The sequence below is a fragment of the Actinomadura rupiterrae genome (genome assembly GCF_024172125.1).
GTDB classification, from domain to species: Bacteria; Actinomycetota; Actinomycetes; order Streptosporangiales; family Streptosporangiaceae; genus Spirillospora; species Spirillospora rupiterrae.
The window spans coordinates 1-12,904 of the sequence record NZ_JAMZEA010000007.1; the positions used below are offsets into that span (position 1 = coordinate 1).

A 12,904-nucleotide genomic window follows, 5' to 3' on the forward strand; every position below is an offset into this window, starting at 1 on the left:
CCCGGCGAGCGCGCGGCGGCGCGGGGAGAAGTCCACGGCGATGACCGGGCCGTGGCCGCGCGCCTTGAGCTGCGCGACGACGCCGAGGCCGATCGGGCCGAGCCCGAGCACGACCGCCACGTCGCCGGGTTCGATGCCGCTGCGCCGGACGGCGCGGGCCCCGACCGAGAACGGCTCGGTGATCGCGGCGACCTTCGGGTCCAGGCCGCCCGGCACCGGCATGGCCAGGCCCTCGTTCAGGATCATGTACTCGCCGTACCCGCCGGGGAACATCGGGGCGTACCCGACGATCCCGGCGCCCTGCGGGCCGATCGCGATCGGCGGGCCGCAGACGGCCGTCCCGATCGGCAGCGCGCGCTCGGTGCCGGGCCCGTAGTCGACGATCTCGGCGGCGAACTCGTGCCCGAAGACCAGGCCCTCGCGCGGGTCGTAGGGCGTGCCGCCGGAGCGGCGGGTGGTCTCCATGAACGCCTCGGGGTCGGCGAGCGCGTGCAGGTCCGACCCGCAGATCCCGCACGCCAGCGTCCGCACCAGGAGCTGGCCCTCCAGCGGCACGGGATCGGGGACGTCGGTGACGGTGAGGGTGTTGTCCTTGGTCGTCAACGCGGCACGCATACGGTTCTCCCCAGTATCCGGTGGCGAAATGTCGTTCCCGAACCGAACCACGTTCACGCGCGGCGCGATAGTCCCCGAGCGAGCGCGATCTTGGCAGAAGTTGCCCTTGGTGCCGCTCCGGACTCGTGTCACCTTGCGGGGGTATGAGAGCCTCACGCCTGGCAGTGGCGCTGGTGGCGGCAGGGTCGCTCGCGGTGCCGACCGCGCTCGCGACGTCCGCCTCCGCCGCACCGCCCTCTCCCGCCTCATGCGACCCGACCCAGACCGCGCCCGTGTACCGGGGCAAGGTCCCGTCCCCGAAGCAGGTCCTCGGCATCGAGCTGGGCGACCGCGAGGTGACCGCCGCCGAGTCCGACCGCTACCTGGAAGCGGTCGCCGCGTCCAGCGACCGTGTCGTTTCCGGGACGCTCGCCACGTCCGCTCAGGGACGTCCACTGAAGTACGCCATCGTCGGACGTCCGGAACTGATCAGTAGGGCCGGGCTCACGCGCGTGCGCGGGGAGGCGGCCGCGCTACGCGACCCGCGCACGCCCGCCAAGCTCGCCGAACGGCTCGCCAATCGCGGCGTGCCGATCCTCTGGGTCTCGGCGAACGTCCACGGGGACGAGCCGAGCGGAACCGACGCGGCGCTCAAGGTCCTGCGCGACCTCGGCGACCGGACGGACTGCGCGGCGCGCACGATCCTCGACAACGCGCTCGTCGTCGTGCTGCCCACGCAGAACCCCGACGGACGGACGCTGAACACCCGCCAGAACGCCTACGGCTTCGACATGAACCGCGACTGGTTCGCGCGCACGCAGCCCGAGGTGGACGGCAAGGTCGCGATGCTGAACCAGTACCCGCCGGTGCTGTACATCGACGCGCACGAGATGGGCGGGACGTCCTACTTCTTCCCGCCGAACGCCGACCCGATCTACCACGAGACGCCCGAGCAGGCGATCGGCTGGATCAACGACGTGTACGGCGCGGCGATGGGCACCGAGTTCAAGCGGCAGGGCATCGACTTCTTCAACCGCGACACCTACGACCTCTTCTACCAGGGGTATGGCGACACGGTCCCGATCTCGGGTTTCCTCGCGGCCGGAATGACGTTCGAGAAGGGTGACGAGAGCCCCTACCCCGAACGGGTAAAGGAGCACTACCTGACCCAGTGGGTGTCGCTGTCGCAGGCCGCGCGCAACCGGCAGCGGATCCTCACCGAGTGGCACCAGATGGCCGTGGACGCCTACCGGGAGGGCGCCGCCGGGAAGCTGGAGCCGAACCAGGTCTACAACCCGCCGAACACGATCGACCGGCAGGTCCCGGACCGGCTCGTCCGGCACTACTTCCTGCGCGCGGACGACCCGGCGAAGGGCCCCGAGGTGCGCACGATCGTGCGGCGCCTGCAGCGGATGGGCGTGCGGGTGGACCGGCTCGTCCGGCCTCTGAAGGTGCCCGATTTCAAGCCTTACGGACGCCCCGAAACCAGCACGACGCTGCCCGCCGGGACGTACTCGATCAGCATGGCGCAGGGCCAGAAGCACTGGATCCAGGCCATGCTGAACGAGGATTCGTATACCCCGTTCCCGTACTTCTACGATGTGACGGCCTGGTCGCTGCCGCTGCTGCAGAACGTCGCGGGCGGATCGTCCGGGGCGGACCTGCGTCCGGTCGCCGTGCCGGTGCGGACCCTGCCCGCGGAGACTCCGGGACATTCCGGAAACGCACCGAAGATCGGTGTCCTTCAGCTGTCGCCGACCTCGTCCAGCTCCCGTCAGTCAGTCGGCTGGCTCAGGTCGCGCTTCGACCGCGAGTGGAAGCTCCCGTACACGCTGCTGAGCCCGGCCGACGTCGCGTCCGGCAAGCTCGCGGGCGTGCAGGTCCTCGTCGTCCCGAACGGCCCGGCGGAGGCCGCCGACAAGGCGCTCGGCGACACCGGGCGCGCGGCCCTCGCGAAGTTCGTCCAGGACGGCGGACGCTACGTCGGCTGGCAGGGCGGCGCGCAGATCGCCGCGCGCGCGGGCATCACCACCGACACCTTCACCGACCCCACCTCGGACGTCCCGGGCTCGCTGTTCCGCGTGAAGGTGGACGGCCGCAGCCCGCTCGCGCGCGGGGTCGGCGCCACGGCCTGGCAGTTCTACTCCTACGACCCGGTCATCCGGCAGACCGACCCGGCCAAGGTCGCTGTGGGCTACCCGTCCGCGTCCTCCCCTGACTGGTTCGTCTCCGGCTACGAGCGCGGCTCCGCCGAACTCGGCGGAACGGCCGCCGTCACGGACGAGCCCGTAGGCAAGGGCCGCACCGTCCTGTTCGGCGGCGAGCCGAACTTCCGCGCCTTCAGCGACGGCACAGCGAAACTGCTCTACAACGCGCTACTCGGCCCGAATCCTTCGATCGCGGTTTCCGGCTTGGCAGCGCCTCGTGCGCACACGGTGGCGAACGCCCCGCTCCAGGTCGAGTCGCCCATCCGGGTCTCGGTCAAGGCGTCCGACGCCGACCGCACGGCCGCGATCCTGCGTTCGGTAGGCGCGCACTACACCGAGCGCCGCTCCGGCGACGTCGTCCACTACGTCATCGACAACCCGTCCGGCCTGCCGACCGACCACCACCCGTTCGCCGGCCGCCTACCGTCCCTCATCCGCCAAGCCGGAATAGCCCCAATAGCGGTCGTCCTCCCCTAACGCCACCCGCTCGGGGTAGCGCTCATGCGCGCGGGACGGCTTTCTGCCGTCCCGCGCGTTGCCGTTGGGCGTCGGCTACTTCGCTATCCAGGCGATGGCGGTCATGGTGCCGGGTGGGACTTCGGTGAAACCGCCGTCGCGGACGGCGACGGTGGCACGGTCCACACACTTCTGCCACGGGACGTCGCGGGCGAGGTGGACGCGCAGGCCGTTCTCCAGCCAGCGCTTGCGGTCTCGTGCGCCCGCTTGGCGGAACAGCAGGTGCGCGGCGTGGCCGCACTGGGCGGCGGCCTTGCCCGTGGTCATCGTGACGTCCGGGTTCAGCGCGATCTCGGCGTGGGGGCCGTCCGGCGGGGGGAGCGGGTCCTCGGCGAGCGGCAGGTCGAGGCCGGCCACCTGGAGCTTGGCGATCTGCGGCGGGACCTCGTCCATCGGAGCGGGCGGGAACGCGCGCACCTCCGCGCCGTATGCCTCGGCTGTGATGCCGGGGATCTCCTGCACCTCGGGCCAGCGCACCCCGCGCGCGCGTCGTGTCACCTTGCGTATGCGGCGCGACTCCCAGCCCTGGACGCAGGCGTGCCATTCGCCCTCGGGCTCCTGCGCGCGCGGGTCGGCGAGGAGCCGCACCACGGCCGTCGCGGCGGCCGCGCAGACCGCGTCATGGGTCGGCGGATCGGCCTTCTCCGCGCGCACTACCAGTTGCATCGCCCATGGCGGGTCGTCAAGCGGGTCGTAGTCGGGTCGCACGCCTGGAGTATTCCAGTTCCAATCTCCTGCCCCGGACGCGACTTCACCGACACGCATCGGGGTACGGCTCACATATCGCTCCGGCGGCGCAGGGGACGTGGCGCGCGGGTGCGATCGGAGAGGGAGCCGAGCGGCGCGAGGCGGGTCGGAGGTCGCCGTGGCCAGTGGGACCTGGAACGAGTCCATTCCGGGTATCGGGACGTTCTTCGTCGGAATCGACATCGCACCCGGCCGCTACCGGTGCGACGACGGCAAGGGAGGCTGGTGGGTGCGGTTCACCGGACCCCGTGGCGGCGACCCCGTGGGTTCGTGGCCGCTGCCCGCCGGACCCACCGAGATCGAGATCTCCCCTAACGATTTCGCGTTCGAGACTCATGTGCGCACGTATTGGCGACGCGTCGCGGACGCCGCCTCGGGCTCCGATCCGGGCGCGTCCGAACCACGTCCGGTTACCGATCCGACGCTGCGCGCCGAACTCGACCCGCTCGTTAGGCGACGGCGTCCGCTCGTGGCGCTCGCGCCCTTCACGGTGCTGGCGGCCGGTTTCGGCGGGCTGCCCCTGCTCGGCTCCATGTGGCTGCTCGGCATGACGATGCTGGCGGCCCTAGTCGCGATAGGCTCACCGACCCTGTTCCTCGACCTGCATCGCGCGCACGAGCTGGACAAGCGCCGCGACCGCTACGTCACGCCGGACGACCTGGACGACGACGCGCGCGCCCTCCTCACGCGCGTGCAGGCGGCGGTGGACACCGTCCGCGAGAGCAAGGTCAACCAGGAGGGGCTGCTGGAGCGTGCCGAAAACGCGGTGATCCTGCCGCGTGAGGAGTGGGAGATCGCGCACGCGCTCGCGCGCCAGTCGCGCCTGCGCGCGGACGAGCCGGGACCGGGCGGCGAACTGCCCGGCGTGGAAGCGGCGCTGCGTCCGCTACGGGAGAAGCTGGACCGCTCGGTGACGGCCGTGACCCGCCGCGTCGAGGCCCTGGAACGTTACGCCGAACGGGTCCGCGCCGCCGACGAGGCCCTCCTCGCGCAACGCCGCGTCGACGAGATCACCGGGCGCGCGCACGAGTACGACGAACTGCTCGCCGACACCGTCCGGGACGACCTGGCCCTGCCGGAGATCGAGCACCTCACCGAGCGCACCGACGACCTCCTGACCGTCCTCCGCGCCCGCCTGGCCGAGCCCGAGGACGAGTAGCCCCAGGGCCCGCCCTCCGGCTGCGCGGAGCCCGCTGGGACGCAGCGGCGCCGAGGTGACGGTCGTCGGCAGGGACGGGGACTCGATCTCGATCATCATCGACCCCGCCACGGGCCGGCTGCTGGCGCGGAGGACCACGGCGGGCGCCACGGGCCCCCTGCCGCGGGGCAGCGACCTCCTCTGGTCCGTCCTCATCAAGGCCGGATGGACCGACACGGCTCCCAAGGGCGCCACCATCCTGCCCGGCTGAGTCCGCTCCGGCCGCCACCGCCTCCGAACCGCTGGTCCAGGGGCGGTTTCGGCGTCCTCGCTTTCAAAGCGTCCTGGTGTAGGTCAGGGCGAACGCGGCGCAGGGCACAAGGAAGAGCCAGCTGAGGACGATGATGCCGCGCAGCACCTCGTGCGGCCCTCGCGCGCGCACGAGCAGTCGCCAATAGGCGCCAAGGAGAACCGGGGCCGACGCGACGGTTATCCACAGAATCCGATTCGGATAGAGCTGGTCGCGGGCGGCGAGCAGGATGGCGAGTGCGCAGGCGGCGGCCAGGGCGGCGAAGCCGATGCACTGCGCGGCACGGGGTCCCAGCCGGACGGCGACGGTGCGGTAGCCGCTGGCGACGTCGGCCCCGTGATCGGCCACCGTGGTCGGCACGTAGAACGCGACGGCCACGAGCACCCCCTGAAAGGAGATCACCCATGGAAATCCGGCCGGCGGACGGACCGCCGTCCACCCCGCGACGAGCGCGAGCCCGCCGTACGCGACGGCATTGGTCGCCACGTCCAGCCCGGGCCGGGCCTTGAACCGGAACGGCGGCACGCTGTAGAGCCACCCGAGCCCGAGAAAGCCGAGCGTGACCAGGGCGAACGAGACCCGGACGGTCGCCGCGGCCAGCACCGCCGCGACCGCCGCGACGTGCGCCGCGACGATCGCCGTCCGCACCGAGAGCCGCCCGCTCACCAGCGGCGCGTCCCGCTTGCGCGGATTCTTCCGGTCCCCGGGCAGGTCCACGGCATCGTTGACCGCGAGCACGGCCAGCCAGACCAGCGGCCCCCACACCACCACGCCGGTCAGGACGGGCGTCACCGCGTCCGCACACCCCCGAGGCCGCGGCAGGCACTCCCGCTGCCCCGCCACAAGCTCCCGAGCGGCCAGCATCTGCCCCAAACCGAAAGGAACCCATGACACCAACCACAAAGCCGGCCGGGCGATCACCCACAGCCCGCCCAGCACCCGTCCGGCCCGCAACACCGGGTCGTCCCGAACGAGCCCACGCACCGCCCACCACCCCCGCGGTGTCCGAACGGCCCTGCACCCCCATTAGACACCTCGTCCAGTTATCGCGGTACCGCGCGCGGACCGCCCGTCCGATCCCCTCCCCCCGGAGGGACGGCCCGCGCGCGATACTGACCACACGTACTGCCGGATCCATCGGTTCATTCCGACATCACAGGGAGCACGACATGACCGCTACCGGAAGCAACCCGTGGCCCGAGGGCGTCGCATCACCCGCCCGCCGCGCCCTGGACGGCGCGGGCTACAAGACCCTCGAATCCCTGGCCGACGCACGCGAGCAGGACCTGCGCGACCTCCACGGCATGGGCCCCAAGGCCCTCAACGCCCTCCGCCTGGCCCTCCGCGCCCGAGGCCTCACCTTCCGCAACGACACCTGACCCCGCAACCCACGGCCACCCAGCGAGCCGTACAAGCGCGTGCACGGCTCGCAGCTACCACCGCGCACGGCCCAGGGCCGCGTAAGTGCACACCAGGGACGGCCCTCGGCACGCGACGCGCCCGCGCGTCCACACACGACCCGCGTCCGCGTCCACGCACCGCCCGTGGCCGCGTCCACGCACAGCACCAGGCCCGCCTGTGCGTGACACGGGGCACCTCCGTGCATGCGGGGCCTGGCTTCGCTGCACTCGGGATGCGCGTCCACGGATGGCCCGAGGCGCGTCCGTGCACAGCAGGGACGCTTTCAAACGCAGGGCGTGAGCGCGCCCACGCACAGCACGGGGCTCGTCGCTGCATGGCACGGGGGGTCCGCATGCAGCATGAGCGGGCTTCGGCACGCGACGCGGCAGCGCGTCCACGCACGGCACGATGGAGAGCGCGTTCAAGCGCTGCCCGTAGCGCGTTCAAGTGCGGCGCGAGGGCGCGCCCACGCAGGGCAAGAGGGCACCGACGCGTGGCAGGGGCCTCCGTGCGTGGCCGGGAGCTGGCACCGGTGCACCGCCGACGGCGCATCCACGCACGGCAGGGGGCGCATCGACGCACGGCGCCTCCGTGCGTGCGCGGGCTGGCTCGGGGCATGGCACGGCCGCGTCCACGCACGGCCCGTGGCCGCGCGTGCGCACGGCGCGAGAGTGCGTTCGGGCAGGGCGCACGGCGAGTCGGCGCGCGGCGGGCACGGGCTTCGGCGCACGGCGCGGGATGCGCGTCCACGCACGGCCCGGGGGCTCGTCCACACTCAGCCGGGGCGTCCACGCACGGCGAGAGAGCGCGTCCACGCACGGCACGGGGCGGTCGGTACATGGCACCGGGCGCCTCCAGGAGGCTCGGCTTCCGGTGCACGGCCCGTGGGCGCGTCGCCCACCGGCCCGTGAGCGGGTGCGTCCACGCACGGCACGGGGCGACCATGCACGGCGCGAGAGTGTGTTCGGGCAGGGACGCACGGCGAGTCGGCGCGCGGCGGGGACGGGCTTCGGCACGCGATGCGGCAGCGCGTCCATGCACGGCCCGTGGCCGCGTCCACGCACAGCACCGGGCCCGTCTGTGCGTGGCACGGCGCGCGTTGGCGCGCGGCGCGGGGCGCCTTCGTGCGTGCGGGACTGGCTTCGGGCATGGTGCGGCAGCGCGTCCACGCACAGCCCGTGGCCGCGTCCACGCGCGGCGCGAGAGTGCGTTCAGGCGCCGGCACTGGGCGTGCCGGCGCGCGGCACCGGGGGGCGCGTCCACGCATGGGACGAGCGCGCGCCCACGTAGGCAAGAAGGGCTTCCTTGTGTGGCAGGGGGCGCGTCGGTGTGCGGTCCGGGGCGTCCGTGCGTGGCGAGAGCTGGCTTGGTGCGCGGCGCGGGATGCGCATGCATGCGCGGCCTGGAGGTGCGTTCGTGCGTGGCGTGTGCGGGCCTTGGCGGGCAGCGCGGGAGCGAGTCCGTGCACGGCACGGAGCGCGGCAGTGCGCGGAACACGGGCGCGCCGCGTGGAACTCGGGGGCGCGCGGGACGCGGGCGCCGCATGCAGGGACGCAGGCGGCATGCGCGTAACGCTGGCGGCGCGCGCAAGGGCGGAGTGCGCGGAACGCGGCCGCGTGCGGAACACGGGCGGGGTGTGTGGAACACGGGCGGGGGCGTGGAGCGCGGCCGGGCGGGGGGCGTGGAGCGCGGGTGGGTGGGGTGGGTGGGGTTAGGGGGTGTGGGGGGTGGGGGATAGGAGGGGGGTTAGTTGGGTGGGGGTGGTGAAGAGGTGGGCGGTCATGCCGGTTTTGCGGGCGGCGGTGATGTTTTGGGGGGTGTCGTCGAAGAAGAGGATGTCGGATGGAGGGACGCCTAGGCGGGTGGCGCAGATTTCGTAGGCGCGGGGGTCGGGTTTGGCTACGCCGATCTCGCAGGAGTAGACGCGTTCGGTGAAGCGGTCGAGCCAGGTGTGGTGCTTGGCCTCGAAGCGGGGGACGAGGTCGGTGATGATGTTGGAGAGGAGGCCGAGGGTGCGGCCCTGGTCGGCCAGGCGGGTGACGAGGGTGACCATGCGGTCGTCGACGTCCGTCCAGCTGTCGAGGTCGGCCTCGATGAGGGCGGGGACGTCGGCGAAGCGGGTGCCGAGGCGGTCGGCGACGGCGGCCCAGTAGGCCGGGCTGGACTGGCCGGCGTCGTAGGCGGGGCGGCAGTCCCAGTAGGCGGTCCAGAAGGGGGGTCCGGCGACGCCCGCGAGGTCCTCGATGTGCTTCTTGGCGGCGTCGGTCTGGGTGCGGGCGATCACGCCGTAGAGATCGAAAACAATGGTTTGGGACATGTTGTCCAGGCTAGGCGGTGTCCCTGTGAGACGATCTCCCCCGGGCCGTATGGAGCCCGCTCGACCTGGGCGGAGGCTGCGAAACAAGCGCTAGATGCGCACCTGGCGGGTGTGGTCGGCGTGGAATCGAGCAAGCGGTTGGGCGACGCGGCATAATGGGAGGGTGACGACCACGAGCACTAATTCCGGACGACCGAAATCAGGCGGCGGGGAGCCCGGCGCCCGGCGGCGCGGCAGGGGCTCGTCGGCCGCCGCGTCGGAGCGCCGCGAGCACCTGGTGAAGCTGGCCGCGGAGCTGTTCGCCGAGAAGGGCTTCCAGGCCACGACGGTGCGGAACATCGCGGACGAGGCGGGCATCCTCTCCGGCAGCCTCTACCACCACTTCGACTCCAAGGAGTCGATCGTGGACGAGATCCTGTCCGGGTTCTTCGAGGAGATCATGACCCGGTACCGCGAGGTCATCGACAAGGGCGACGACCCGCGCACGACGATCGCGGGCCTGGTCCGCATCGCGTTCGGCACCCTGGAGCCGCACCGCGCGGCGATCACGGTCATGCAGAACGACTGGAACTACCTCAAGGGGATGGAGCGGTTCGCCTACCTCACCAAGTCCGAGGACGAGGTGGAGAAGATGTGGACCGACACCATCAAGGCCGGCCAGGAGCAGGACCTCTTCCGGTCCGACGTCGACCCGAAGCTGACCTACCGGATGATCCGCGACACCGTCTGGGTCGCCGTCCGCTGGTTCAAGCCGGGCGGACGCCTCGACGCCCAGGGCCTCGCCGACCACTACCTCAAGGTCATGTTCGACGGCATCAACACCCACTGATCTCACTCTCCGCCCCCCCGTCCCGCAGCCGCACCCTCCGGGACGGGCCCGTCGCTCAGCGCGCCTCGGTCATTGGCGGGATGCTTCGTTCAGCGCGCACGGTGGGCTGCCGGGTTCGACTTATCGCTTGAGGCAGGCGAAAGCGAACCTCCCGCATGGGTTCGTGCGTTCAGGTGGTGGGTGGGCTGGAGTTGGGGGCCGGGACGGTTCGTGCGTCAGGTGATGGTGAGGGTGTAGCGGTCGGCGGCGCAGCCGGTTATTCGCCATCCGCCGGGGACGGGCCGGACGGCTTGGTGCGTGATGCCGCGGCCGTCCAGCATGGGACGCGCCGCTCCTGGAACCCATACGTCCAGCAGGCAGCCGGCGTCGGGCACTTCGACGCCACCGATCACGGTGCTGCCGTTCACCGTGATCGCAGGGGTCCCGCCCTTCGCTGCCGGGCCGGCGGTGTGCGTCTGAGCGGCGGTGCCTACCAGGCGGATGCCTCTGGCGCCGGTGCGGGAGAGGGACGTTAGGACGCCCGGGGCGGCGCGCGGGTAGGCGCGGGACAGTTCGGTGACGGCGACGGAGTCGCGCGGCAGGTCCTTGCCGGTGGCGCAGTCCACCTTGTTGAGGCCGCCGCCGACGGGTTCCGTGCCGTTCTGCGGGTCGCCGCAGGCCTGCTTCCATACCCAGAACGCGCCGCCGAGCAGGTGCCGGTCCTCCTGGGCGGTGTAGCGGCGGATCTTGTCGTGGACGCTCGCCTCGTCGCCCCAGTAGCCCCACTCGCCGCTCCAGACCGGGACGTTTCCGGCGGCGCGGGACGCGAGCGTGAAGCCGTGCTCGATCGTGGTGATGGGCGGCAGGCCCAGCGACGCGTCCATGGTGATCGATTCGGCGTAGAGGTGCGGGGCGAACACCAGGTTGGGGTCGCCGGTGAAGGAGCCGCGCGGCATCGCGTCGAACCCGGTGCCCGACCAGAAGATGCTCGGCTCGGCGAAGAACAGGTGCGGACGCGCCTCGGACGCGCGGATCCGGGCCAGCACGCGGTCGTAGAAGCGGCCGAGCAGAAGCGTCGAGGTGACGGGCGCCTGCTCGCCGAAGCCCGGCTCGTTCAGCGGGTCGAAACCGGCGATGGACGGGTCCGATCCGTACCGGGCCGCGAGCATCCCCCAAGTAGCGACGAGGCGGGACTGCACGCCGTCGCGGTCGTAGTAGAAGTTCGTGAACGCGCGGTCGCCCGCCGGGGAGATGTCGCGTCCGGTGAACTGGCAGCGCGGCGCGCCGTCGGTGACGGTGGCCCATTTCGGCGCGCCGTCGTAGCCATCCATCGTGGAGGTCCCGGCGGGGCAGGACGTGCCGGGCGGCGTCGGTGCGTTGCTCCAGCCGTCCTGGTGCATGTCGAGGACGGTGTAGAGGCCGTTCTCGCGCGCCCACGCGACGGCCTGGTCGATGCGTCCCAGATAGGACGCGTCGTACCGGCCGGGTGACGGCTCGATCCGCGACCAGGACACGCCGAGCCGGACGACGTCGAAGCCGAGCCCGGCCATCTGCCGGAAGTCGTCCGCGCTGAGCGGCCGCGTCGCGGGAAAGCCAGGTCGTCCGGCGTAGAAGTCGACTAGCTGGTTGACGTTGACGCCGCGCAGCAGGACCGTCCGCCCCGCCGCGTCCACGATCCGCGGGTCCGCACCCCGGACGGCCCGCAGCGGCGACAACCCCACCCCCGCCCAGGTCCTCGAAGCAGACGCGTCGGAGTTTCCCCCTGCCCTGACTCCGGTTCCCACGCCGCCCCCGGCCACCAAGAGGGCGACCGCCCCAGAGACACCGACGAAACCGGCCAGTCGCTCGCGTTCCCTGGTCGTGAGGCTGGGCGCTCGCACTGCGAACGGTCGGTTCGCGAGAGCGAAGGCCGCACCGACCAGACCGGTGAGCCAACCGGTCATCACGCCGAACGAGACGCCCTCGCATACGCGGATATACAACGTCGCCGGTGTCTGCAGGATGCTGCCGAAGCCGTCCGCGAAGACGAGCGCGGCCGTCTGCACCGCTCCAAGTCCCGCGCCCGCCCACAAGGTGGCGATCCAGCCGCCGAGGAACCGGCCCGCGTCGCTGCGGAAGCGCCGCGCGAGGGCGTGATGCGCCCCGCAGAGGATGAGGAACAGGATCGCGAGTCCGAGAAGGAACGTGTACCGATCGGCCTCTGGCGAAACCGAGGGGACCCATCCCGGCAGGTCGCGCGACCAGTGCGAGGAGATCCACCGTCCGGTGACGGCCACGGCGAGCACGACGATCACCGCCGTCCGAGCGGACGTCCCCCTCCCCACCTGCACCGCAACAGTGGCGGTCCGCGCGGACGACCTTACGACCGGGTCCTGGGCGGACGGCGGTTCGCCGGCGGGGCGGCGGGACGCGAGGGTGACGGCGGCCGGGAGGAGGGCGTAAACGGCGGCTTTGGGGACGGTGTAGGACGTCGTCCAGACGATGTCGGCGAAGCCGAACCAGGGGAACGTGGCCACCGCGACGGACGCGGCCTTCGCGACCAGGACGGCCAGCACCGTCCCCGCCCAGACCGCCCCGAAGCGGCCGCGCGGGAGGCGGCCGAACACGTGGGTCACCCAGGCCGTCCCCGCGAGCAGCAAGGGAACGTAAACGACCAATGGGGTGAACTGCCACCGGGTGCGCGGCGTCAGATCACCGGGGACGCCGAGGAGGGCGAAGAACCCGACCGGATCCAGCGCCGCGCCGAGCACCACCGCGACGGCGAGGGTCCCGGCGGTCAGGATCGGCAGCCGACGCGAGGTCAACGCGCCCCCTCTGGGTGTTCCGCGCCCCTGTGGCACGGGACACGGAAATTACATGAAAATGA

General features: G+C 72.0%; 10 protein-coding genes. 5 read left to right on the forward strand and 5 right to left on the reverse strand.

Annotated features, from left to right (window positions below; all coding sequences use genetic code 11):
• Nucleotides 1-615 (reverse strand): alcohol dehydrogenase catalytic domain-containing protein (locus FHU30_RS24350; protein WP_253878912.1); only part of this gene is annotated, 615 nt, incomplete at its 3' end.
• Between the two features lie 143 nt (nucleotides 616-758).
• Here FHU30_RS24350 and FHU30_RS24355 point away from each other — a divergent pair.
• A complete protein-coding gene (locus FHU30_RS24355; RefSeq protein WP_253878913.1) occupies nucleotides 759-3,278 on the forward strand; it encodes a M14 family zinc carboxypeptidase in 2,520 nt (839 codons plus the stop codon).
• A gap of 75 nt (nucleotides 3,279-3,353) precedes the next feature.
• Here the strand turns inward: FHU30_RS24355 and FHU30_RS24360 are convergent, their stop codons facing one another.
• The gene (locus FHU30_RS24360) at nucleotides 3,354-4,025 is read right to left on the reverse strand and encodes a peptidyl-tRNA hydrolase (protein WP_253878914.1); all 672 of its coding nucleotides are present in this window, start codon (nucleotides 4,023-4,025) and stop codon (nucleotides 3,354-3,356) included.
• A 157-nt stretch (nucleotides 4,026-4,182) separates the two neighbouring features.
• Here FHU30_RS24360 and FHU30_RS24365 point away from each other — a divergent pair, with 157 nt between their 5' ends.
• Both FHU30_RS24365 and FHU30_RS24370 read left to right on the forward strand, forming a co-directional pair.
• Complete coding sequence (locus FHU30_RS24365) at nucleotides 4,183-5,223, forward strand: Rv1352/Rv1906c domain-containing protein (protein ID WP_253878915.1); 1,041 nt, start codon at nucleotides 4,183-4,185, stop codon at nucleotides 5,221-5,223.
• Nucleotides 5,224-5,278: 55 nt separating this feature from the next.
• On the forward strand, nucleotides 5,279-5,473 hold the full coding sequence (locus tag FHU30_RS24370) for a hypothetical protein (protein WP_253878917.1): 195 nt from the start codon (nucleotides 5,279-5,281) through the stop codon (nucleotides 5,471-5,473).
• Nucleotides 5,474-5,536: 63 nt separating this feature from the next.
• Here FHU30_RS24370 and FHU30_RS24375 read toward each other — a convergent pair whose 3' ends face one another.
• Nucleotides 5,537-6,496: a UbiA family prenyltransferase gene (locus tag FHU30_RS24375; RefSeq protein WP_253878919.1), complete on the reverse strand. Its 960-nt coding sequence runs from the start codon at nucleotides 6,494-6,496 to the stop codon at nucleotides 5,537-5,539.
• A gap of 185 nt (nucleotides 6,497-6,681) precedes the next feature.
• Here FHU30_RS24375 and FHU30_RS24380 point away from each other — a divergent pair, with 185 nt between their 5' ends.
• Complete coding sequence (locus tag FHU30_RS24380; RefSeq protein WP_253878920.1) at nucleotides 6,682-6,891, forward strand: helix-hairpin-helix domain-containing protein; 210 nt, start codon at nucleotides 6,682-6,684, stop codon at nucleotides 6,889-6,891.
• Between the two features lie 1,733 nt (nucleotides 6,892-8,624).
• Here the strand turns inward: FHU30_RS24380 and FHU30_RS24385 are convergent.
• Nucleotides 8,625-9,230 carry an HAD family hydrolase gene (locus tag FHU30_RS24385; protein WP_253878922.1) on the reverse strand — a complete coding sequence of 202 codons (606 nt, stop codon included), beginning with the start codon at nucleotides 9,228-9,230 and terminating at the stop codon, nucleotides 8,625-8,627.
• Between the two features lie 163 nt (nucleotides 9,231-9,393).
• Here FHU30_RS24385 and FHU30_RS24390 point away from each other — a divergent pair, with 163 nt between their 5' ends.
• Nucleotides 9,394-10,059, forward strand: a complete 666-nt coding sequence (locus FHU30_RS24390) for a TetR/AcrR family transcriptional regulator (protein ID WP_253878923.1) — start codon at nucleotides 9,394-9,396, stop codon at nucleotides 10,057-10,059.
• A gap of 215 nt (nucleotides 10,060-10,274) precedes the next feature.
• Here the strand turns inward: FHU30_RS24390 and FHU30_RS24395 are convergent, their stop codons facing one another.
• Entirely contained in the window at nucleotides 10,275-12,842 is a 2,568-nt protein-coding gene (locus FHU30_RS24395; RefSeq protein ID WP_253878924.1) for a glycoside hydrolase family 5 protein, read from the reverse strand.
• Nucleotides 12,843-12,904 lie beyond the last annotated feature (62 nt).